The organism is Nocardia sp. NPDC051981, from assembly GCF_040680715.1.
Lineage (GTDB): Bacteria > Actinomycetota > Actinomycetes > Mycobacteriales > Mycobacteriaceae > Nocardia.
In genome coordinates this window covers 1217-23270 of record NZ_JBFAXK010000017.1, presented here as the reverse complement: position 1 = coordinate 23270, position 22054 = coordinate 1217, and the positions used below count along the sequence as shown (strand labels likewise).

Genomic DNA, 22054 nt, shown 5'->3' with positions numbered 1-22054 from the left:
CTTCGGCGGTCACGGGTGTGCCGGTTTTTCCTATAGCCGGACGGGGGTGGGTCGGCAGGGTGATTCCCATGATCGTTATCACCGGTGCCACGGGCACCATCGGAAGTGAGGTCGTCCGGCAGCTGGCGGCGCGCGGGGTGAAAGTGCGCGCGGTGACCCGGAATCCGGAGAGCGCCCAGGTCCCCGACGGCGTCGAGGTGGTGCGCGGCGACTACGCCGACACCGCGTCGATGGCCGCGGCCTTCAGCGGGGCCGAAGCCGCATTCCTGGTCGGGCTGCTCGGACCCGACTATGTCGAACTGGATCGCGCGCTGATCGAGGCGGCCCGCGACGCGGGCGTCCAGCGCCTGGTGAAGCTGTCCGCCATCGGCACCGGCGACCCCGATCTGGGCCGGGTAGGTACCTGGCACGCGCCCGGCGAGCGGGCGGTCCGGGACAGCGGCGTGGCGTGGACCATCCTGCGGCCCAGTAGTTTCGCGTCGAACACCCTGAGCTGGAGCGCAGCGATCAAGGCGGGGCAGCCGGTGCCGAATATGACCGGGACCGGCGCGCAGGGCGTGGTCGATCCGCGTGACGTCGCGGCGGTGGCGGTGGAAGCTCTGCTCTCCGACGCGCATTCGGGCCGGGTGCTCACGCTGACCGGCCCGGCCTGGCTGACCACGCGCGAGCAGGCCGACGTCCTCGCCGCCGCGCTCGGCAGCCCGATCGAGGTCACCGACATTCCGCACGACGCGGCACGCGAGTTCATGCTGGGGGCGGGCATGTCCGAGGAGTTCGCGGCCGGCGCGCTGGCCGGTCAGGCCTACGTGGCCGCGGGCGCGAACGCCATCATCACCGGCGATGTCGAGCGCGTGCTCGGCCGCGCGCCGCGCGGCTACGCCGACTGGGTGCGCGACCACACCGACGCCTTCACGGCCTGACGTCCCCGCCCCGGCCGTTCCCGGACCTACTCCGGGGTCTGCTGGACCGGCGCGGCGTCCGCGAGGACGGACTCCAGCCGGTCCAGCATGCCCTTCCAGCCGCCGCCCATGATGCTGCGCGCCCGCTGCATGACCGGATCCTCCGGATCGAAACCACGGTGGCTGAACAGGATTCGGGTGCCGTGTCCCTCCGGCCGCAGGGTCCAGCTGATCACCCAGCCATTGTCCTGATCGGACTTCGCGTCGTTCCAGCTGACGCTGAGCAGCTGCGGCGCAACGACTTCCAGCACCTCGCCGCGAATCTCGCCGGAGAAGTTCTGACCGGGCATGGGCTGGGTCCTCATCTCGAAGACCGTGCCCACCACCGGTTCGAAACCGATGGGCCGCATCATCCACTGCCCCATGAGTTCCGGCGTGGTGAGCGCGCGCCACACCTTCTCCGGCGGATGCGGGTAGTAGTGATCGAGTTCGATCGTGGTGATGTCGTCGGTCATCATCGGTCCTTCTCCTCAGGATCGTCGGGCATGGCATCCAGCACGGCGCCCAGGTCGCGCAGCCGGGCCCGCCAGAACCGTTCGAACGGATCGAGCCAGGACTGCAGGTCGTGCAACGGTTCGGGTTCCACCCGGTAGAACCGCTGCCTGCCGCGCTTGTCCTCGGTCACCAGCCCCGCATCCCGCAGCACCTTCAAATGCTCCGACACACTGGGCCGCGCCATATCGAAGCGCTCCGCGATCACCTGCACCGACTGCTCCCCCTCGAGCAGCAGCTCGAGAATGTCGCGCCGGGTGGGATTGGCCAGCGCCCCGAACACCCGGTCTGCGGTCCCGGACTTCAAGCGGTACGGCATGACCACACAATAGGTAGGAAACCACCTACCCGTCAACCGTAGGATTTCTCCTACCCGATTGGCCGAAAGATGACCGACGAAAACCAACGTTCGTAGAGTGTGAAATATCGAGGTTCCACTTATCTGGGCTGCCCCAGCTTTCCGGGGCAGCCAAGTCAGGACCGAGTGCGGCTACCCGGAGTTGCGGAGTGCGGTGGCCAGGCCGTTCATGGTGAGCAGGATGCCGCGCTCGACCAGTTCGGAAGTGTCGCCGGCCCGGCGGCGGCGTAGCAGTTCGACCTGGAGCTGGTTGAGGGGTTCGAGGTACGGGAAACGGTTGTGGATGGACTCGGCCAGGGCCGGGTTGTCGGCGAGGAGTTCGTCGGTGCCGGTGATGGCGGCGTGCATGCGGGCGGTACGGGTGAACTCGTCGCAGATCATGTGGAAGACGGTGTCGCGCAGGGCTTTATCGGGGACCAGGCCGGCATAGGAGGCGGCGATGTCCATATCCGCCTTGGCCATCACCTGGGCCAGGTTGGACAGGACGGTGCGGAAGAAGGGCCAGCGGCGGTAGAGGTCGGAGAGGGTGGCCAGGCGGGCCGGGTCGTCACCGATCCACTGTTCGAACGCGGTGCCGGTGCCGTACCAGCCGGGGAGCATGACGCGGGACTGGCTCCAGGCCATGACCCACGGGATGGCGCGCAGGTCGTAGACGGAGCTGGTGGGCTTGCGGGAGGCGGGGCGGCTGCCCAGGTTCAGGTCGGCGACCTCCGCGATCGGGGTGGAGGCCCGGAAGTAGTCGACGAAGCCGGGGGTCTCGTGGACCAGCTTCGAGTACGCCGCGCGGGCCGATTCGGCCAGCTCGTCCAGCATTTCGTAGGCCGGTTCGGCATCCGCGCCCAGGCCCTCGACATCGAGCAGGGTGGACTCCAGGGTGCCCGCGACGAGCGCCTCCAGATTGCGGTAGGCGGTGCCGGGATCGGCGTACTTGGTGGAGATGACCTCGCCCTGCTCGGTCAGGCGCAGCGCACCGCGCACCGCACCGGCGGGCTGGGCGAGGATGGCGTCGTAGCTGCGGCCGCCGCCGCGGCCGACGGTGCCGCCGCGACCGTGGAAGAGCCGCAGGCGGATTCCGGTCTTACGGGCCACCTCCACCAGGTTCAGCTCCGCGCGATACAGCGCCCAGTTGGCGGCCAGATACCCGCCGTCCTTGTTGGAGTCGGAGTAGCCGAGCATGACCTCCTGCTGCATGCCGCGCGCGGCCACCAGGCGCTGATAGGCGGGCACTTCCAGTGCGGCGCCGAGGATTTCGGCGCCGTCGCGCAGGTCGTCGATGGTCTCGAACAGCGGCACCACCCCGACCGGGCTGGACGGCGGCGTGCCCGCGTCGCCCGGATCGAGAATGCCCGCCTCCTTCAGGAGCAGGGCGGCCTCGAGCATGTCGCTCACCGAGGTGCACATGCTGATGATGTAGTTGGGCACGGTGTCCGGGCCCAGATCGTCGAGCGCGGTCTTGGCGGCGCGCACCACTCCGAGTTCCTTGGCGGCGAGCTCGCTCAGCGCCGCGTTCGGTCCGACCAGCGGCCGGCGCGTGGTCAATTCGGCGGACAGCAGCTCGACCCGCCGCGCCTCGTCGAGGGAGGCGTAGTCGGAATGCACTCCGGCCCAGGCGAACAGCTCGGCCACGACCTGCTCGTGGGTTTCGGAATTCTGGCGCATGTCCAGGCCCTGCAGATGAAACCCGAACGTCTGCACCGCGGCCCGGAGCGTGGCCAGCTGGTCATCGGCCAGCAGCCCATCACCGGATGCGCGCATGGACGCGTCGACCACGCCCAGATCGGCCAGCAGCTCCGCGGGCCCCGCGTACGGTTGCGCGCCGACATCGATGCCGTCCGTGGGGATCTCCCCCAGCGCCCGGCACGCGGTGGCGCTCAGCCGCGCACGGATACCGCGCACGGCACGGCGGTACGGCTCGTCGGCGCGCTGCGGTGAATCGTCGAATCCGGCATCGGCGAGAGCCGACAGCTCCGGGGTCACCGGCACCAGTCGCGCCGACTGCGACAGCGTCTTCTCCAGTTCCAGTAGCGATTTCAGGTACCGGTCGAAGGCGACCGCACCCGCGCGGTGGGTGGCCCGGTGCACCACGTCGGCGGTGACGAAGGGATTGCCGTCCCGGTCGCCGCCGATCCACGAGCCGGGCCGCAGGATCGGGCGCGCCAGCAGTTCGTGTCCGGGCCACCGCGATCGCAGCGCGGCCCGCACCTGATCGTTGATGCGGGGGATGACATCGAACAGCGTCAGGTCGTAGTAGCGCAGCCCGACCTCGATCTCGTCCTGAATCCGCAGGCGCGCCAGCCGGATCAGCGCCGCCCGCCACAGCTGCAGCACCTGCCGGCGGATGTCGACCTCGAGCTCGGCGAACTCCGGCTCGTATTTGTTGTAGCGCTGCCGCTGCCGCATGAGCTCGGTGATCCGGGCCTGCACGTCGAAGATGGTGCGGCGCCGGGTCTCGGTCGGATGTGCGGTGATGACCGGTGACACCAGGGCGTCGGCGAGCAGGTCGGCCACCACGTCCCCGTCCGGTCCGGTGGCGTCGAGCTTGCGGTAGGTGGCGGCCAGGCTGGAATCCTGGGGCGGTTCCCCCGCCGCCTCGTGCACCGCACGCCGCCGATCGCGCTGCAGGTCCTCGGCCAGATTGGCCAGCAGCAGGAAGTGGCTGAAGGCGCGGATCACTGGGATGGCGGTGCGGATGTCGACATCGCGCAGCATGTCGGCCACCGCGCTGCGCTCCACCTCGGAGCGGCGAATCCGGAAGGCCTCCACCCGGACCCGCTCGATCAGGTCGAAGATCTCCGCACCCTCGTGGTCGCGAATGGTGTCACCGAGGATCCCGCCGAGGAACCGGATGTCGTCGCGCAGTGGCGCGGTCGCTGTCTCGATCTGGTTTGCCTGCACTACGTTCACCTCTCCGAAGCACTGGTTCTGGCGTCCCGGGCCGCTCGTCCTTGTCGTAGTCGGGTCGGGGCGGCTGCTCAACCCATCCGGCGCGGACCGATGTCGAACCTGTTGGGTTCCGGCCCGATCCGCACCCGTCCGTACAGCACGGCCGCGCCCTCCGGTGAGGCCAGTACCGGTTCGCACTGCAGCTCCCGCACCTCCGGCAGGTCGTCGCACAGCGCCGAAATCCGTTGCGCCAGTTCGGCCAGCGCGCCCTTGTCCACCGGTTTGCCGATATCGCGGCCGCCCACGGTGCCCGACAGCAGCGGGGCGGCGCGGGGCGCGTCGATGAGTTCGGCCGACTCCGCCTCGGTCAGCGGCAGCGCCCGGTAGACACGGTCGCCGAGCAGATCGATGATGGTGCCCGAGAGCCCGAAACTGATGACCGAACCGAACGAAGGGTCGTCCTGCACCCGGAAGGTGCAGCCCACGCCCTTGGTCGCCATGCGCTGAATGTGCACCGGATTGCCCGAGATCTCGCTCAGGTCGGTGAACGCACGCCGCACCGCGTCCGGGCGCCACAGATCCAGCCGCACCCCGGTGAGATCCGGCCGATTGCGCCACATTTCGCCGGTCGCCTTGGCCGCCACCGGAAAACCCAGCTCCTCGGCAGCATCCACCGCGGCGTCGGCGTCGAGCACCTCGCGGAACTCCACCACGCGAATTCCATAGCAGCCCAGCAGTTCCGCGGCCTGCAGGTCGGTTAGCCAGTGCGCCGAGTCCACGTTCATCCACTCCGCGATCAGTTCCCGTGCCCGCGCGGTGTCGACGCCGCCCGGACGGACCACCGGCGACAGCGGTCGGGTACGCCAGTCGGCGTAGCGGCGCGCGCGGGCCAGCGCCCGCGCGGCCCGTTCCGGATCCCCGTAGGAGGGAATCGAACCGCGCTCGAGAATTCCGCCCGGCCCGCGCGTGGCGAGCAGGTTGGGCATGCCCTGATCGGCGACGAAGGTGGTGAGAACCGGTGTGGCCGGATCGGATTGGGCGCCGGAGCGAATGGCCTCGGCAAAGGAGGCGACCGCCGCCGGCACCGGCGGCGAATAGATGACGATGACCGCGTCCACGGCCCGGTCGGTGACCGCCGCGGCGACGGCGGTCAGGTAGTCCGCCGGACTCGCCTGCGGCCCGAGGTCGGTGGGCTCATCGACCTCGAGTCCCTCCCCGCGCGCCGCGTCGACTGCCAGCCAGCTCAGCGCGGCGCTGTTGCCGATCACCGCCAGGCGCGGCCCGGCAGGCAGCGGCTGATAGGCCAGCAGCATGGCGCAGTCGAAAAGCTCGGTGATGGAATCGACCTGGATGATCCCGGCCTGCGCGAACAGATTGCGCACCAGCGACCGGTCCAGGTCCCGGTCCCCCTCCACCCGCGCGGCATTGCGGCCGCTGTTCACGGCCACAATGGGTTTGGTGTGTGCGACCCGCCGCGCGATGCGGGAGAACTTGCGCGGATTGCCGAAGGTCTCCAGGTACAGCAGCACCACATCGGTGTCCGGATCGCTGTCCCAGTACTGGAGCAGATCGTTGCCGGAGACGTCGGCGCGGTTGCCGGCGGAGACGAAGGTGGACAGTCCCAGCTGCCGCGCCGCCGCCTCACCGAGAATGGCCGCGCCCAACGGTCCGGACTGACAGAAGAATCCGATGCGCCCGCGCCCGGGCAGCACCGGTGCGAGGGTGGCGTTCAAGGCGATCCGCGGATCGGTATTGGCGATACCGAGCGCGCTCGGCCCCACCACCCGCATACCGTGCGCCCGCGCGGCGTCGACCAGCTCCCGCTCGGCCTGATAGCCGTACGGACCGGTCTCGGAGAATCCGGCGGTCAGCACCACCAGACCCTTGACGCCCTTGGCCATACAATCGTCGAGCACCGACCCGATCTCGGTGGCGGGCACCGCGATCACCGCCAGATCGACCTCGTCGGGAATATCGCGCACCGTCGGATACGCCCGCACCCCGCGCACGGCCGTGCGATTGCGGTTCACCGGGAACACCGGCCCCTGGTAGGCCCCCGACAGCAGGTTGGCCAGCACCGCGCCACCCACCCGGCTGGTCGATGGTGTGGCCCCGATCACCGCGATGGACTTGGGCGACAACAGGTTCCCGACACTGCGCGCCTCCGAGGCGCGCTCCCGCGAATCCCGCACCGACAGCAGCGCCTCGGTGGGGTCGATGGCGAACTCCAGATGCAGCACCGACCCGTCGCGGCTGCGCTGCACCTGATATCCGGCGTCCCGGAACACCTGAACCATGGCATTGTTCTCGGCCAGCACCTCGGCCACGAAGGTCTCGAAATCGTTCTCGGCCGCCGCACCCGCCAGATGCTCGAGCAGAATCGAACCCAGCCCACGCCCCTGATGGCCGTCGGCGACCACGAACGCCACCTCGGCCGCACGGGGTCCCGGCCGATCGGCCAGGTACTCGTAGCGGCCCACCGCGATGATCTCGTCGCCGAGCTCGGTCACCAGCCCGACCCGGTCCCGATAGTCGACGTGCGTGGTCCGGTACAGATCCTTCGGCGTCATGCGCGGGTACGGTCCGAAGTACCGCAGATACCGGGTGCGGTCCGACAACCCCTCGTGGAAACGCTCCAGCGCCTCCGCGTCGTCGGGGGTGATCGGCCGCAATCCCACCACGCCACCGTCGGAGGCCAGCACGTCGGCGAACCAATGCTCCGGCGGCGGAGGCGGATTCACGGGTGTGCCGGGCAGGTCCGAGGGCAGGGGCGGGGCGGCGGAGTCAGTCACGGGGATCCTCCGGATCCAGGCCGAGCAGGCCGAAACTCGCCCGGCGCGTAGCCAATACGGATATGTCGAGAGCCCGGCGGGCGCGGTCGGCGCGCTCGTCGCCGGTGTCGCGGCCGCCCCCGGGGCCGTCCCAGCGCGCGAAGCCGATATCGGCGCCGTCGCCCATGCTCTCGGGCACGGCGACCATGGGCGCGTAGGCGCCCACCTGCTCACGCCACTGCGGCGGCGTCGGGGTGGCGGGATCGATGGTGCGGTCCAGAGCCGTTGCCAGCAGATGGGTCCAGGCCCGGGGCACCACCCGGATCAGCCCGTATCCGCCGCCGCCGACCGCCAGCCAGCGGCCCTCGGCATACCGGTCGGCCAGATCGCGCATGGCGATGAAGGCCGCGCGCTGACCGTCCACCGTGAGTTCCAGATCCGCCAGCGGATCTTCGCGATGGGTGTCGACCCCGCACTGGCTGATCACGATCTGCGGCCGGAACGCCGCCAGCGCGCCCGGCACCACGGCATGGAAACCGCGCAGCCACAACGGGTCCCGGGTGCCGGGCATAATGGGCAGATTGATGGCTGTCCCCTCGGCCGGGCCCGAGCCCGTCTCCTCCGGCCATCCGGTGTTGGGCCACAGCGTCGCCGGGTGCTGATGCACCGAAATGGTCAGCACGCGCGGGTCACCGTAGAACACCCGCTGCACACCGTCACCGTGGTGCACATCCACATCGACATAGGCGATGCGGTCGAACCCGTTGTCCAGCAACCACGAAATCGCCACCGCTACATCGTTGTACACACAGAACCCCGCTGCCGAGTCCGGCATGGCGTGATGCATACCACCACCGATGCTCACCGCCCGCCGGGTGCGCCCGGCCGCGATCTCCTGCGCCGCGGCCAGGGTGCCGCCCACGATCACCGACGCCGCCTCGTGCATGTGCGGGAAGACCGGATTGTCGGCCGAGCCGAGTCCGTAGGGCGGTGCGGTCGGAGTGGGTCCGGGCGGTTGCTGAGCGTGCTTGACCGCCTCGATGTAATCGTGGGTGTGCACCCGCAGCAGTTCCGATTCCGCGGCCGCCGCGGGGGTGATCCGCTCCACTCCGTCGAGCAGTCCCAGCCCCTCGGCGAGCGCCATGGTGAACTGCAGCCGCACCGGCCGCATGGGATGCTCCGGTGTCCAGGTGTAATCGAGGAACCGATCGGACCAGACGACGGTTCCATCGCCGGCGACGGTTCCATCGCCGATGGGGGTTCCGTCACCACAAGCTCGGCCAGGCATACCTGCCACGCTAATGCGTCGCACGAGTTCGTAGGCTTTGGACACCGCAATGCTGTCGTACCGGGATGGCAGGGTATCGCCGACGCTGTGTGTGCACGGCGAACCCGCAGGGAACACGCTGCCCGTCCTGGGTGTTGACAGTGAGTTCGCGAAATAAGCTGTCGCCCGGTGCAGCCGCCGTGCATGGGTAGAATTCGTGCCGACGAAGGGGTTTAACAGGTGAAGGATCTGGTCGACACCACGGAGATGTATCTCCGTACCATCTACGACCTCGAGGAGGAGGGTGTCACGCCGCTGCGCGCGCGCATCGCCGAACGTCTCGAGCAGAGCGGCCCGACGGTGAGCCAGACGGTCGCGCGGATGGAGCGCGACGGCCTGCTGACCGTCGCCGGTGATCGCCACCTCGAACTGACCGAGAAGGGCCGCGCCATGGCGGTCGCCGTGATGCGCAAGCACCGGCTCGCCGAGCGATTGCTGGTCGACATCATCGGGCTGGAGTGGGAGAACGTGCACGCCGAGGCGTGCCGCTGGGAGCACGTGATGAGCGAGGATGTCGAGCGCCGCCTGGTCGAGGTGCTCAACCACCCCACCACCTCCCCCTACGGCAATCCGATTCCGGGTCTGGACGAACTGGGCCTGCAGGCCAATGCCTCCGCCGACGAGAAGCTGGTCCGGCTCAGCGATCTGCCGACCGGGCAGGCGCAGGCCGTGGTGGTGCGCCGGCTCTCGGAGCACATCCAGACCGATCCGGAGACCATCAATCAGCTCCGGGAGGCGGGCGTGGTGCCCGATGCCCGCGTGACCGTGGAGACCAAACCGGGTGCGGTGATCATCTCGGTGCCCGGCCATGAGGGATTCGAACTGTCCGACGAGATGGCGCACGCCGTCCAAGTGAAGTTGGTCTGATACGTGAAGCTTCTGGTTACCGGAGGCGCCGGCTACGTCGGTGGCGTCTGCGCGCAGGTTCTGCTCGAGGACGGCCACGAGGTCGTGGTCGTCGACGATCTCTCCACCGGCAATGCCGACGGCGTCCCGGCCGGGGCCAAGTTCGTCGAGGGCGATATCGCCACCGCGGGCGCCGAGCTCATCGCGGCCGAATCCTTCGACGGCGTGCTGCATTTCGCGGCGCAGTCGCTGGTCGGCGAATCGGTGGTGGCGCCGGAGAAGTACTGGCACGGCAATGTGGTGAAGACCCTCGCGCTGCTCGAGGCCATGCGCGATGCGGGCACCCCGCGGCTGGTGTTCTCCTCCACCGCGGCCGTGTACGGCGAGCCGGAGCAGGTGCCGATCGTCGAGGACGCGCCCAAGCAGCCGACCAACCCCTACGGCGCGTCGAAGCTGTCCATCGACTACGCCATCACTTCGTACGCGGCGGCGCACGGTCTGGCCGCGACCAGCCTGCGCTACTTCAATGTGGCCGGCGCGTACGCCGGGCTCGGCGAGAACCGTGTGGTGGAAACCCATCTCATCCCCCTGGTGTTGCAGACCGCACTGGGTCATCGTGAGTCGATCTCGGTGTTCGGCACCGACTACCCGACGCCGGACGGCACCGCGGTGCGCGACTACATCCACATTCGCGATCTGGCACAGGCACACCTGCGGGCGCTGGCGCAGTCGCAGCCGGGCGTGCACCGCATCTTCAATCTGGGCAGCGGCACCGGTTTCTCGGTGCGCGAGGTCATTTCGGCGTGCGCGCGGGTGACGGGCCTGCCGATCAATTCGGTGGACGCGCCGCGCCGTGCCGGTGACCCCGCCGTGCTGATCGCCTCCAGCGCCAAGGCCATCGCCGAACTCGGCTGGCGACCCGAACACACCGATCTCGACGAGATCGTCTCCGACGCCTGGGATTTCCTGCACTCGCTGGGCGACCGCGCGCACAGCGCGCGCTGAGTCCGCGGCGTCGGCCGTATTGTCATCGCGGCTCCGGCCCGAGGTGGATGCCGAGTTCGGCCGCCGCCTCCCGGCCGGAGTCCGCGAGTCGACCCAGCCGCTCCGGTCGCAGACCCGTCTGTAAGCCGAGGTCCAGCAGCATCGCCATGCGGTGCTTCGGATCGGCGGCCAGCGCGGCGTCCAGCGCCACGCCCGCGAGCGGGCCGTCCCCGCGTGTGTAGGCGCAATAGCCCAGCAGTGCCGCCGCTTCGGCGCGATCCGGATCCGGCAGCGCCCGCGCCAGCTGCAGCCACAACGCCTCCGCGCCGTCGGCGCGCGGGCCCGGGGCGAGCCCGAACATGATGTCGCGCAGCGCCGAATCCCGCAGGGCCACGGCCACATCCGCCACCTCGGCCGGCGTGAGCCGGGCACCGGCCTCGACGCGTTCCAGGTAGCGCAGCACCCGGCACACCTCGAGCCGCAGCGGCACGCGCGGATCGCCGTCCTGCACAACCCGGGCCAGCCGCCGGGCCGCGGCGGCGACGGCCACCTCCAGGGCGGCGGCGGTGGCGTCGCGTGCCACCGGGTCGACGACGAGGATATCGGTCAGCTCCCGCCGGGAACCGCGCAGCGGCCGGCCCTCCAGCACATGCCGCAGCGTCACCATCGAGGCCGCCGGATCCGGTTGCAGTCCGCGCGACCACGGCCCGGACAGCGTCCACCACGGCAGTTCGGCGCCGATGGCCTGCACCGCCCAGGCCCCCGCCAGCGGCACGGCGTCGACATCGAGCCGATGTTCCAGCGCCGCAACGAGATCGTGGTGCTTGCGCGCCCGCACGCCCCGATGCTTGCGGGTCGGCACCGTGGCCCGGTCGTCGACGACGAGGGCCAGTGCCGCGACGGCCCGGTGCCGTACGCAGATGCCCGCGACCCGATCGACCAGCATCCCCATCGCACTCCGCCCGGGGTTGTCCAGATCCATCCGGGTCACCACCTCGACCGCCGCGATATCCGGCGACGCCTGATCCGCTCGCAGCACCGTCACCACCAGCGACCGTGCGGGCATGAACCCGAGCATGGCCGGGACGGCCGCGATCAGATCGCCGGGCGCCCGCAGCCGCGCCCCGGGCTCGCCGGGATCTTCGAAGGGAGGATCGGCGGCAGGTTCGGGGCGATCGGGTGGCTCGGGCTCGACGGGTGGGGTGGGCTCGATGGGTGGCGTGGGCTCGCTGGATGCGTTCATGCCGTCGAGAGTGCGCCGCGCCGCAGACCGTCCTCGGGCGGCCGACCTCGGGTTTCACTGAGGCTGTGGATGTTTCGGCGCGCCGTGGACTACTCGGCGAGCCCCGGGCGGGTACGGCCGCGAGCTGTCGGTGCCCGCTGCTACCGTGCGCCCGGACCGCCGGACCTGAACTTGAAATGGATTCGTTTCATTTTGACCGTGCGGGCGCGGTCACGCTGTTACAGTCCGCCTCGGCACTGGTCCTGCGCAGTGCCGGGAGGAGCGTCCTACACAGTGCCGGGAGGAGTATCGCGCCATGCCGAGCACAATTCATCACGGCCAGGACTCACCCAGGATCTCCAGGTAGTGCGGATTGGACATGATGCCCAGGACATTGCCGAACGGGTCCACCACCGAGGCCGTCACGAAACCGGTCCCCTCGCCGCGTTCGATGATCGGCTCGTAGACGGTGGCCCCCATGCCGAGCAGCCGCCCGAAGGTGGCCGCCACATCGTCGACATGCCAGTTCACGATCTGGCCGCCCGGGACATCCGGGTGGGAGGGCGCGAACTTCCTGTTGATGATCCCGAGCTCGGCCTGGTAATCACCGATGCGGAACTCGTAGTACCCGCCCGGCACGGTGAAATACGGTGCGACACCGAGCAGTTCGCTGTACCAGTCCTTGGCCGCCTCCAGATCGTCGGCGAAGTAGTTGACGGTGGCCATTCCACGCAGCATGGTCGTTCTCCTGGGTCGAGGGTGGTTCTCGGTCTTAATCCATCATCGCGCTCAAACTGCTCACCGAATGAGCACTTTACCGAGCAGAATTCCGGATATGCGCGCGGATCGACTGGTGGCCACCCTGCTGTTCCTGCAGACCCGGGGGCGGGTGACCGCGGCGGAGGTCGCGGCCGAGCTCGAGGTGTCGGTGGCCACCGCGCGCCGGGACCTGGAGGCCCTGTCCACGGCCGGGATTCCGATCTACCCGCAGCCCGGACGCGGCGGCGGCTGGGCCCTGGTGGGCGGCGCGCGCACGGATCTCAGCGGCCTCACCGCCGCCGAGGCCCAGGCCCTGTTCCTACTGCTGGGCCCGGTGGCGACGGCCACACCCGCCACCAAGTCGGCCCTGCGGAAATTGTTGCGCGCGTTGCCGCAATCCTTCCGTACCGAGGCCGAGGCGGCGGCGGGCGCGATCGTGGTGGACCCGGCCCGCTGGGGCGAATCGGACCAGCGACCGCCCGCGCTGGTGGACGAGTTGCAGCGCGCGGTGGTGCGCCGCCGCCGGATCCGGTTCGCCTACGACCGGGCCGGGCGGCGCACCGAGCGGGCGGTCGATCCGTGGGGCCTGGTCGACAAGGACGGCAACTGGTACCTGGTGGCCGGAACCGAGCACGGGCAGCGGACCTTCCGCGTGGACCGGATCGCCACTCTGGCGATCACCGACGAGATCGCCGGCCGGCCGGAGGATTTCGACCTGTCGACGGCCTGGTCGGAGGTGGTCGAGGAGGTCGAACGCCAGCGCTCCGCCCTCTCGGCCACCGTACTGATCCAAGCCGAGCTCGCGCCGGTGCTGCGCAAACAGCAAGGGCGGCACTGCGTCCTGGACGGCACGACCGGCGACGGGCGGGTCCGGGCCCGGATCACCGCGCCGACGCCGCTCATGATCGCCCAGCAGCTGGCGGGCTGGGGCGCGGCCCTCGAGGTGGTCGAGCCGGAGTCGGTGCGCGCCGAACTCGCCCGGCTGGGAGCCGAGCTGGTGCAGCGCTACCGGACTACCGGACGGTAAGCGACGGCCGATCATGCGATAACCGAATCATATTGCAGCAGAATCGATTTCACGATATTTGAGGTTCGCGACTGTTACAGTCCGCTCGGCGCGACCCTTCAACGCGCCGAAAGGATCCTCCTGATGAGAAATAAGCTCCACCGAGACCTCCGACGACCCGCCGCCGGTGCGGGCGCGGTTGTCGCGCTCGCCGTCGTCGCCGGCTCGATGCTGGCCGGCCCGGCCGACGCGTCCATCGACAATGTCAGCGTCGTCGGCCTCGCCAGCGGCAAGTCGTGCTCTGTCGCCGACGGTTGCACCATCCAGGCCCGGCTGACGGGCAACGACCAGCTGACCCCGGTCGACTTCCTGGTGAACGGCAAGGTCATCGGGACTGTCACGCCGACCCTCACCTGGGCCGGCTCCGTCGCGAACATGCCCTGGCACCCGGACGCCGACGCTACCTACACCATCGGCGTCCGCCAGGGGTTCTCCAGCGTGACCACCTTCTACGTCGTGGGCGCGGGCGGCGGCGGCTGCCCGTCGATCTCCTCGCTCTTCCCGGGTTCGTCGAGCAGCGGTTCAGCGGGCTCCGGTTCCGCGGGCAGCGGCTCGGGCGGAAGCGGTTCGGCCGGAACGGGTTCGGCGGGCAGCGGTTCCGCATCGGGGTCGGCCACCCCGCTTCCCATCTGCTGATCGGGCCCGGGAGCCGAAACAAGGCAGGGGTCGGCTCCCTTTCCCGGGTTCCGCAGCTCGCCTTCGGGTTCTCAGCCCTTGCGGACCTTGCGTATCGCGGTGGTGAACAGGGCGTCGAGGGCCTCGCTGTCGGAGGTGGACCCGGAGGTCATGTAGGTCACGGCGATTCGCACATCGCCGATCTGACCCACCAGCGTCTGCATGGTCCTGGTGAGGCCCGTCGCACTCTTGTCGGTGCCGACCGTGCGGCGCAGCGCGAGTGAGTCGTCGGCATCGATCGGCGGCGGCGGATCAAGCTGCGTGGTCACCACCGAGGTGACGCCGGAGTGCCCGAGTCGCACGGTTCCGCAGCGCTGCAACTGATCTCGCAGTGCCGACAGCGGTCGACCCGACCGGGTGAGCGCCACGGTGAGGGTGGCGCGGGTGGTGTCGTCGGTGCCGACCGCCACGGCCGGGCCCGCGGTGGGCGTGGCCGGTACGCAGGTGTTCGGATCCACTTCTGCCCCCGGCAGGTAGCCCTCGAGATCGTTGGCGGCCTGGCTCGCGGCCTCGGCGGGCAGCACGATCGCGGGGTACCGCGACGGGAATTGCGAGGGATCCGGCAGCAGTTTGGTCAGACCGGTGTCGGAGCCGGCCGCCGGCACCGGATTGCGGGCGGCGATCGGATGACCGGAAACCGTGGTACCGCAGGCGGCGAGCAACCCGCCCAGCGCCACGATCCCCACGGTGCGCGCGGTCCTGAGGCTGCTGCGTGCGGGGGTGCGGAAGGACGCGATCACTCCGCCCACTATGCCGAAAATCGGCTGTTCACACCGAATGCCACGCCGCGTAACACCGAATGCCGCGCCGCGCGGCACGCGGCCGGGAATGCGTGTCCGGGCCCAGCGTGTTGTACACCCAATGCGGGTGGTGCACACCTGTCATGCGCATGAGGGACAATGTGGGTTGGTCGCGAAAGTAGGCCACGCAGGAAGGAGTACGCGATGGACTACGAGTCGCGAATGTACGAGCTGGAGTTCCCGGCTCCGCAGCTGTCGTCCGCTGACGGCTCGGGTCCGGTGCTGGTGCACGGTCTCGAGGGTTTCACCGATGCCGGGCACGCGGTACGCCTCGCCACCACGCATCTGAAGGAAAGCCTCGAGCACGAACTGGTCGCCTCGTTCGACATGGACGAGCTGCTCGACTACCGCTCCCGGCGGCCGCTGATGACCTTCAAGACCGACCACTTCTCCGACTACACCGAGCCGGAACTGAGCCTGTGGGCGCTCAAGGACACCGCCGGCACGCCGTTCCTGCTGCTGGCCGGGCTGGAACCGGACCTGCGCTGGGAGCGGTTCGTCACCGCGGTGCGCCTGCTCGCCGAGCAGCTGGGCGTGCGCCGGACCATCGGTCTGAGCGCGATTCCCATGGCGATACCGCACACCCGTCCCCTCGGCGTCACCGCGCACGCCTCCGACTCCGATCTGATCGGCGATCACCAGCGCTGGCCGGGTGAGCTGCAGGTGCCGGGCAGCGCGTCCTCGCTGCTGGAGTTCCGGATGGCCCAGCACGGGCACGAGTCGGTCGGTTTCTCGGTCCATGTGCCGCACTACCTGACCCAGACCGCCTACCCGGAGGCCGCGCAGACGCTGCTGGAGAACGTCGCCGAGAACGCGGGCCTCGAACTACCGCTGGCCGCGCTCACCGATGCCGCCGCGCGGGTGCGCGAACAGGTCAACGAGCAGATCGCCGGCAACTCCGAGGTGGAGACCGTGGTGGCGGCGCTGGAACGCCAGTACGACAGCTTCGTCACCGCCCAGGAACGCCAGTCCAGCCTGCTGGCCAGCGAGAACGACCTGCCCACCGGTGACGAGCTGGGAGCGGAGTTCGAGCGCTTCCTGGCCGAGCAGGCCGGCTACGCCGACGGCGAAGGACCGGAGAACCCGCCGCTGCGGTAGTGGTCGCCACCGGCGGCCGCGGGGGCGACCGGTAACGTTGGGCGGCGTGCAGCTGTCCGAATTGGTTCCCGACCGTGCCGTATCCGATGTGGACCCGGACTGGTTGTACGAGACCTTCGCCGACTGGGCGAGCTCGGCCGGCCTGAATCTGTATCCGGCGCAGGAAGAAGCGCTGCTGGAACTGGTCACCGGGTCGAACGTCATCCTGAACACCCCGACCGGGTCCGGGAAGTCGCTGGTCGCGTTGGGCGCGCACTTCGCCGCGCTCAACCGGGGCCAGCGCAGCTACTACACCGCGCCGATCAAGGCGCTGGTGAGCGAGAAGTTCTTCGCGCTGTGCGACGTCTTCGGGGCCGACCGGGTGGGCATGGTGACCGGCGACGCCGCGGTGAACCCGGAGGCGCCCATCATCTGCGCCACCGCGGAGATCCTGGCGAATCTGGCGCTGCGCGAGGGCGCTTCCGCCGATATCGGCCAGGTGATCATGGACGAGTTCCACTACTACGCCGACCCCGATCGCGGCTGGGCGTGGCAGGTGCCGCTGATCGAACTGCCCGGCGCGCAGTTCCTGCTCATGTCGGCCACCCTCGGCGAGGTCGACTTCTTCGCCGAGGATCTGACCCGGCGCACCGGCCGCGAGACCGCCGTGGTGTCCGGTTCGGAACGGCCGGTGCCGCTGAGCTTTTCGTATGTGCGCACACCCATCACCGAAACGCTCGAGGATCTGGTGACCACCAGCCTCGCGCCGGTGTACGTCGTGCACTTCACCCAGGCCGCCGCCATGGAGCGGGCGCAGGCGCTGATGAGCGTCAATGTCTCGTCCAAGGCCGAGAAGGAGGCCATCGCCGCGGCCATCGGCGAGTTCCGCTTCGCCACCGGCTTCGGCAAGACGCTGTCGCGGTTCATCCGCCACGGCATCGGCGTGCACCACGCGGGCATGCTGCCCAAGTACCGCCGACTGGTCGAGAAGCTCGCCCAGGACGGGTTGCTGAAAGTGGTGTGCGGTACCGACACCCTCGGTGTCGGCATCAACGTGCCGATCCGCACCGTGATGCTGACCGGACTCACCAAGTTCGACGGCGTGCGCACGCGCCGGCTCAATGCCCGCGAGTTCCATCAGATCGCGGGCCGGGCGGGGCGCGCGGGCTACGACACCCTGGGAACGGTCGTCGTGCAGGCTCCCGAGCACGAGGTGGAGAACGCCCGACTCATCGCCAAGGCGGGCGACGACCCCAAGAAGCTGAAGAAGGTCCAGAAGAAGAAGCCGCCCGAGGGTTTCGTGTCCTGGTCGGAGGATACCTTCGACCGGCTGGTGGCGGCCTCGCCCGAGCCCATGGTGTCGCGGTTCAACGTGACCAACTCCATGCTGCTGAATGTGATTGCGCGCAAAGGCAATTGCTTCTACGCCATGCGACACCTGCTGGAGGAGAACCATGAGCCGCGGGCCGCGCAGCGCAAGCACATCCTCAAGGCGATCCGGCTGTACCGGGCGCTGCGAGACGCGGGCGTGGTCCAGCAGCTCGACGAACCCGACCGGTACGGACGCCATGCCCGGCTCATGGTCGACCTGCAGCGCGATTTCGCGCTCGACCAGCCGCTCTCGCCGTTCGCGCTGGCGGCACTGGAACTGCTCGACAAGGAGTCGCCGACCTACACCCTCGATGTGATCTCACTGATCGAGTCCACCCTCGAGGATCCGCGCCAGCTGCTCATGGCCCAGCAGCACCGGGCGCGCGGCGAGGCGGTCGCGGAGATGAAGGCCGACGGGATCGAGTACGAGGAGCGCATGGAACTCCTCGAAGAGGTCACCTGGCCCAAGCCCCTGGCCGCCGAACTCATCGAGCCCGCGTTCGAGACCTACAAGGCCGGTCACCCCTGGGTGTCGGAGTTCGAGCCCTCCCCCAAATCCGTGGTGCGCGAGATGGTCGAGCGGTCCATGACCTTCGCCGAACTGGTGTCGGGCTACGAGCTGGCCCGCTCCGAGGGCGTGGTGCTGCGGTATCTGGCCGACGCGTATCGCGCGCTCCGGCGGACCGTGCCCGAGCAGGCACGCACCGAGGAACTCGACGACATCACCGAATGGCTCGGCGAACTCATCCGGCAGGTCGACTCCAGCCTGCTCGACGAGTGGGAGCAGCTCACCAATCCCGGTGCGGAGTCCGACGATCAGCAGGTGGCGTTCGGGGCCGAGACCGTACGGCCGATCACCGCCAATGAGCGCGCGTTCCGGGTGCTGGTGCGCAATGCCATGTTCCGGCGGGTGGACCTGGCCGCGCTGCGTCGCTGGGACGCGCTGGCCGAGCTGGGCGACGAACTGGACTGGGCGGCCGAACTCGGCCCCTATTTCGAGGAATACGAGACCATCGGGACCGGTCCGAACGCCCGTGGACCACAGCTGTTCCGGGTCGAGCAGCGGCCGGGATTCTGGGATGTCCGGCAGGTGCTCGACGACCCCAACGGCGACCACGGCTGGTCCATCGACGCCATCGTGGATCTGGCCGAGTCCGATGCCGCGGGTGAAGTGGTGTTCGACGACCTTTCGGTCACCGCGGGCTGACTTTCGGTGACCACGGGAGGAGCGGCGGGCCGCGCCCGGCGGTCCGAGGTCACACTCCCGTAAGACGTCGCGCGGGGCAGCCGGACGAATCCCGGCGTTAGAGTGACGTAATCGATCGTCCACCGGTTCGTTTTTCGAGGCCCAACGCGTGTATCGTCTCGCAGGTTGCCTGAGTCCCTGCCGTTGCGGCCGACAGAAAAGAGTTCCCTTAGATTGCCCGGTCGAAACCTGCCCGAGTCACCCTGTCTGGTCATCGACCTCGACAAGGTCCGCGCGAACTACCGCGCACTGCACGCCGCACTTCCCGCGGCACGAATTCGCTTCGCCGTCAAGGCGAGTCCCGTGCCGGAGATCATCCAGCTGCTGAACGACGAGGGCGCGGAGTTCGACGTCGCCAGCGTCGGTGAGATCGAGCTCTGCCTGGCGCAAGGTGTCGATCCGGCCGTCATGTGCTACGGCAACCCGATCAAGAAGGCTGCCCAGATCGCCACCGCCTACGCGGCGGGCGTGCGGCGCTACGCCTTCGACACCGAGGACGACCTGGAACGCATCGCCGAGCACGCGCCGGGTTCCGAGGTCGAGTGCCGGTTCCTATCGTCGGCTCCGCAGTCGCAGACGCCGTTCGGGACCAAGTTCGGCTGCGCGCCGGGTGAGGCCAAGCGGCTGCTGGTGCGGGCGCACGATCTCGGCCTGACCGTGGTCGGCCCCTATTTCCACGTCGGCTCGCAGCAGCTGGACCCGAAGGCCTGGGGCATCGGGATCGAGCAGGCAGGCGCCATCGCGGAAGCGTTGGCGGTCAAGGACATTCCAGTCACGGCGGTGAATATCGGTGGGGGACTTCCGATTTCGTACGCCGATCCGGCTCCCGGACTCGCGGAGCTGGGCGCGGCCATCGCCGAGGCGGCGAGCCGCTTTCTCCCGGAACACACCGAACTCGTCGTGGAACCCGGTCGCGCCCTGGTGGGCAACACCGGCGTGATCCACGCCGAAGTGGTGAATGTTCGCGTAGCGCCGGACGGGCGGCGCTGGGTATACCTCGACATCGGCCGCTACAACGGCATGGCCGAGACCGAGAACGAGTACATCGCCTACCGATTCCAAACCGATCGGGACGCGGATCCGAAGGACCAGGCTGTGGTGGCTGGTCCTACGTGTGATGGCGACGATGTACTCTATCAACGCACGCGTGTCCTCCTTCCGACCACGTTGCGAGCCGGTGATCCCGTTCGGATCCTCGAGACCGGCGCCTATACGGCGAGCTATTCGTCGGTGTCCTTCAACGGTTTTCCGCCTTTGACTGTCCATGTCACTGGCGCTGAGCGAGAGTGAGTTTTAGCCATGATCACGGCAGAATTCACCGGCTGGCATGTGCTGGCCGAGTTCGGTGGTGTCGACGCCAGCCTCTGCGACGACCTCGAACGACTCGAAACCGCGCTTCGAAAATCGTTGGTCGCCGCGGGGGTGACCATCTGCGATGTCGTGAGTAAGAAGTTCGAGCCGCAGGGTGTCACCATCCTGGCCCTCCTGGCCGAGTCGCATGCCTCGATCCACACCTACCCTGAGTCCGGCGACATCTTCGTCGACGTGTTCACTTGCGGCAGCATCGGTTCCGGCGCCACCAAGGCGGTCGAACTGCTACAGCAGGAGCTGTCTCCGGGTTCGGTCAACATCGAGGTCATCCAGCGCGGCCACACCGCCCGCCGGATCCACGAGCCGGTCGGCGAGGGCCTCACCCGGGTGTGGAACACCACGGAAACCATCGTGGACACCAACACCCCGTTCCAGCACATGGTGATCGCGCGCACCGAGCAGGGCATCTCCCTGTTCTCCGACGACGACCGCCAGTCCACCGAGTTCTCGCAGCTCACCTACCACGAGGCCATGCTGGTCCCGGGTTACGCACTGGCCGAGAAGCTGGACAAGGTGCTGATCATCGGTTCCGGTGAGGGTGTCGCTTCGCAGATGTCGGTGGCCGCGGGCGCCTCGCTCGTCGACCACGTCGACATCGACCAGCTGGAGGTGGAGCTGTGCGCCGAGCACCTCCCCTACGGCTACAGCCAGGCCGATCTGGCCGAGGCGGTCGCGCAGACCGGCCCGATCAAGATGCACTACGCCGACGGCTGGGACTTCCTGGCCAAGGCCGAGGCCGCGGGCGTGCGCTACGACATGATCTGCATCGACCTGCCGGACGAGCGGGTCGAGGACGCGCAGCACAACCGCCTCTACGAGGACGACTTCCTCAACCGCTGTAAGGCGCTGCTGGCCGAGGGCGGCGTGCTCGCCGCGCAGGCCGGCTGTCAGACCATGTGGCGCAACGAGACCCTGAAGCGCTCGTGGACCCGGTTCCACAACCTGTTCGAGACCGTCGTGCCCTACGTCAGCGACGAGCACGAGTGGACCTTCATCTTCGGCACCCCGAAGGCGATCGCGGATCCGGTGGCCAAGATGACCGCCACCCTGGCGACCCTGCCCTACCGGGCCGAGACCATCGACGCGCAGGCCCTGGTCCGCGGCGCGATCGAGCCGCACGCGCTGCGTGTGGGCGTGAGCGTCTAAGTCGATCAATTCCACCCGAAGCGCCCCCGCACGGGAGTCGCGGGTTCACACGGTCGTCGCAACACTCTCGATTCGAGAGGTTGCGGCGACCGTGTCGTTTTCGGAGCCCGCTCACCTGCGCGGCTCGCTGACCTGGGACCGGGGCTGCGAGAACGGCCTTCTGCGCCAGTACTTTCCGAAGGGCACAGATCTCGTCGTCCACAGCCACGAAGATTCGAATGCGTCGCCCAGCGACTCAGCGACCGACCACGCAAAACGCTCGGCTGGGATACCCCAGCCGAGCGCCTCGCTATGCTCTTGTCCACCACCAACCAGCAGCGGTGTTGCGACGACCCCTGTAATCCGCGATCGCCGATCAGGGGGCCGCTTCGGGGGTGTGTCCGTTTACGCCTTGCCGGCGCGGATGGATTCGAACACGTTGGGGTCCACCAGGGTTGAGGTGTCGCCCAGTTCGCGGCCCTCGGCCACGTCGCGTAGCAGGCGGCGCATGATCTTGCCCGAGCGTGTTTTGGGCAGTTCGGGCACGACGTGGATCTCGCGCGGGCGGGCGATGGGGGAGATCTCGCGGGAGACCTCGGCCTTGAGTTCGGTGATCAGATCGGCACCGGTGTCGGTGGCTTCGGCGGTGAGGATCACGAATGCCACGATGCCTTGGCCGGTGGTCTCGTCGGAGGCGCCGACGACGGCTGCCTCCGCGACGC

At 68.9% G+C, this 22054-nt stretch carries 17 protein-coding genes and 2 pseudogenes; 10 read left to right on the top strand and 9 right to left on the bottom strand.

Features of this window, described 5'->3' with window-relative positions:
- The first annotated feature begins 68 nt into the window (after positions 1–68).
- Entirely contained in the window at positions 69–920 is an 852-nt protein-coding gene (locus tag AB0L60_RS26450; RefSeq protein ID WP_364618737.1) for an SDR family NAD(P)-dependent oxidoreductase, read from the top strand.
- A 26-nt stretch (positions 921–946) separates the two neighbouring features.
- On the opposite strand, the gene AB0L60_RS26445 is transcribed toward AB0L60_RS26450, so the two are convergent.
- The 5 genes from AB0L60_RS26445 to AB0L60_RS26425 all read right to left on the bottom strand — a co-directional run bounded on the left by AB0L60_RS26445 (position 947) and on the right by AB0L60_RS26425 (position 8751).
- Complete coding sequence (locus tag AB0L60_RS26445; protein WP_364618734.1) at positions 947–1414, bottom strand: SRPBCC domain-containing protein; 468 nt, start codon at positions 1412–1414, stop codon at positions 947–949.
- The gene (locus AB0L60_RS26440) at positions 1414–1770 is read right to left on the bottom strand and encodes a metalloregulator ArsR/SmtB family transcription factor (protein WP_364618731.1); all 357 of its coding nucleotides are present in this window, start codon (positions 1768–1770) and stop codon (positions 1414–1416) included. The genes AB0L60_RS26445 and AB0L60_RS26440 overlap by 1 nt, the downstream gene beginning before the upstream one ends.
- 171 nt (positions 1771–1941) lie before the next feature.
- Positions 1942–4704, bottom strand: a complete 2763-nt coding sequence (ppc, locus tag AB0L60_RS26435; RefSeq protein WP_364618728.1) for a phosphoenolpyruvate carboxylase — start codon at positions 4702–4704, stop codon at positions 1942–1944.
- Between the two features lie 77 nt (positions 4705–4781).
- Entirely contained in the window at positions 4782–7448 is a 2667-nt protein-coding gene (locus AB0L60_RS26430; protein ID WP_364619168.1) for a GNAT family N-acetyltransferase, read from the bottom strand.
- A gap of 28 nt (positions 7449–7476) precedes the next feature.
- A complete protein-coding gene (locus tag AB0L60_RS26425) occupies positions 7477–8751 on the bottom strand; it encodes an acetoin utilization protein AcuC (RefSeq protein WP_364618725.1) in 1275 nt (424 codons plus the stop codon).
- A gap of 219 nt (positions 8752–8970) precedes the next feature.
- Between AB0L60_RS26425 and AB0L60_RS26420 the strand changes: the two genes are divergently transcribed.
- Positions 8971–9657, top strand: a complete 687-nt coding sequence (locus AB0L60_RS26420; RefSeq protein WP_364618722.1) for an iron dependent repressor, metal binding and dimerization domain protein — start codon at positions 8971–8973, stop codon at positions 9655–9657.
- A gap of 3 nt (positions 9658–9660) precedes the next feature.
- Positions 9661–10641: a UDP-glucose 4-epimerase GalE gene (galE, locus tag AB0L60_RS26415; protein ID WP_364618719.1), complete on the top strand. Its 981-nt coding sequence runs from the start codon at positions 9661–9663 to the stop codon at positions 10639–10641.
- 22 nt (positions 10642–10663) lie between these two features.
- On the opposite strand, the gene AB0L60_RS26410 is transcribed toward galE, so the two are convergent.
- Both AB0L60_RS26410 and AB0L60_RS26405 read right to left on the bottom strand, forming a co-directional pair.
- A complete protein-coding gene (locus AB0L60_RS26410; RefSeq protein WP_364618716.1) occupies positions 10664–11863 on the bottom strand; it encodes a DUF4192 domain-containing protein in 1200 nt (399 codons plus the stop codon).
- Positions 11864–12175: 312 nt separating this feature from the next.
- On the bottom strand, positions 12176–12580 hold the full coding sequence (locus tag AB0L60_RS26405; RefSeq protein ID WP_364618713.1) for a VOC family protein: 405 nt from the start codon (positions 12578–12580) through the stop codon (positions 12176–12178).
- 97 nt (positions 12581–12677) lie between these two features.
- On the opposite strand from AB0L60_RS26405, the gene AB0L60_RS26400 reads away from it, so the two are divergent.
- Both AB0L60_RS26400 and AB0L60_RS26395 read left to right on the top strand, forming a co-directional pair.
- Positions 12678–13628, top strand: a complete 951-nt coding sequence (locus AB0L60_RS26400) for a WYL domain-containing protein (RefSeq protein WP_364618710.1) — start codon at positions 12678–12680, stop codon at positions 13626–13628.
- Between the two features lie 123 nt (positions 13629–13751).
- The gene (locus tag AB0L60_RS26395; protein ID WP_364618708.1) at positions 13752–14303 is read left to right on the top strand and encodes a hypothetical protein; all 552 of its coding nucleotides are present in this window, start codon (positions 13752–13754) and stop codon (positions 14301–14303) included.
- A gap of 71 nt (positions 14304–14374) precedes the next feature.
- Here the strand turns inward: AB0L60_RS26395 and AB0L60_RS26390 are convergent, their stop codons facing one another.
- Positions 14375–15082, bottom strand: coding sequence for a sensor domain-containing protein (locus AB0L60_RS26390; RefSeq protein WP_364618705.1), 708 nt, complete (start codon positions 15080–15082; stop codon positions 14375–14377).
- Positions 15083–15286: 204 nt separating this feature from the next.
- Here AB0L60_RS26390 and AB0L60_RS26385 point away from each other — a divergent pair, with 204 nt between their 5' ends.
- The 5 genes and pseudogenes from AB0L60_RS26385 to AB0L60_RS26365 form a co-directional block, all read left to right on the top strand.
- Entirely contained in the window at positions 15287–16240 is a 954-nt protein-coding gene (locus tag AB0L60_RS26385) for a PAC2 family protein (protein ID WP_364618702.1), read from the top strand.
- Between the two features lie 46 nt (positions 16241–16286).
- Positions 16287–18797: a DUF3516 domain-containing protein gene (locus AB0L60_RS26380; protein WP_364618699.1), complete on the top strand. Its 2511-nt coding sequence runs from the start codon at positions 16287–16289 to the stop codon at positions 18795–18797.
- A 228-nt stretch (positions 18798–19025) separates the two neighbouring features.
- Positions 19026–20126, top strand: coding sequence for a type III PLP-dependent enzyme (locus tag AB0L60_RS26375; protein ID WP_364619165.1), 1101 nt, complete (start codon positions 19026–19028; stop codon positions 20124–20126).
- Positions 20127–20138: 12 nt separating this feature from the next.
- The gene (gene speD, locus AB0L60_RS26370; RefSeq protein WP_354837098.1) at positions 20139–21353 is read left to right on the top strand and encodes an adenosylmethionine decarboxylase; all 1215 of its coding nucleotides are present in this window, start codon (positions 20139–20141) and stop codon (positions 21351–21353) included.
- A gap of 151 nt (positions 21354–21504) precedes the next feature.
- A pseudogene (locus AB0L60_RS26365) lies at positions 21505–21608 on the top strand (IS30 family transposase); the annotation flags it as partial.
- Between the two features lie 129 nt (positions 21609–21737).
- On the opposite strand, the pseudogene AB0L60_RS26360 reads toward AB0L60_RS26365, so the two are convergent.
- A pseudogene (locus tag AB0L60_RS26360) lies at positions 21738–22054 on the bottom strand (acetyl-coenzyme A synthetase); the annotation flags it as partial.

Bases quoted from the DNA above. Each gene is read 5' to 3' on its own strand.
- AB0L60_RS26450 (WP_364618737.1), top strand. From the start codon at position 69: ATGATCGTTATCACCGGTGCCACGGGCACCATCGGAAGTGAGGTCGTC.
- AB0L60_RS26445 (WP_364618734.1), bottom strand. From the start codon at position 1,414: ATGACCGACGACATCACCACGATCGAACTCGATCACTACTACCCGCAT.
- AB0L60_RS26440 (WP_364618731.1), bottom strand. From the start codon at position 1,770: ATGCCGTACCGCTTGAAGTCCGGGACCGCAGACCGGGTGTTCGGGGCG.
- AB0L60_RS26425 (WP_364618725.1), bottom strand. From the start codon at position 8,751: ATGCCTGGCCGAGCTTGTGGTGACGGAACCCCCATCGGCGATGGAACC.
- AB0L60_RS26410 (WP_364618716.1), bottom strand. From the start codon at position 11,863: ATGAACGCATCCAGCGAGCCCACGCCACCCATCGAGCCCACCCCACCC.
- AB0L60_RS26405 (WP_364618713.1), bottom strand. From the start codon at position 12,580: ATGCTGCGTGGAATGGCCACCGTCAACTACTTCGCCGACGATCTGGAG.
- AB0L60_RS26400 (WP_364618710.1), top strand. From the start codon at position 12,678: ATGCGCGCGGATCGACTGGTGGCCACCCTGCTGTTCCTGCAGACCCGG.
- AB0L60_RS26395 (WP_364618708.1), top strand. From the start codon at position 13,752: ATGAGAAATAAGCTCCACCGAGACCTCCGACGACCCGCCGCCGGTGCG.
- AB0L60_RS26385 (WP_364618702.1), top strand. From the start codon at position 15,287: ATGGACTACGAGTCGCGAATGTACGAGCTGGAGTTCCCGGCTCCGCAG.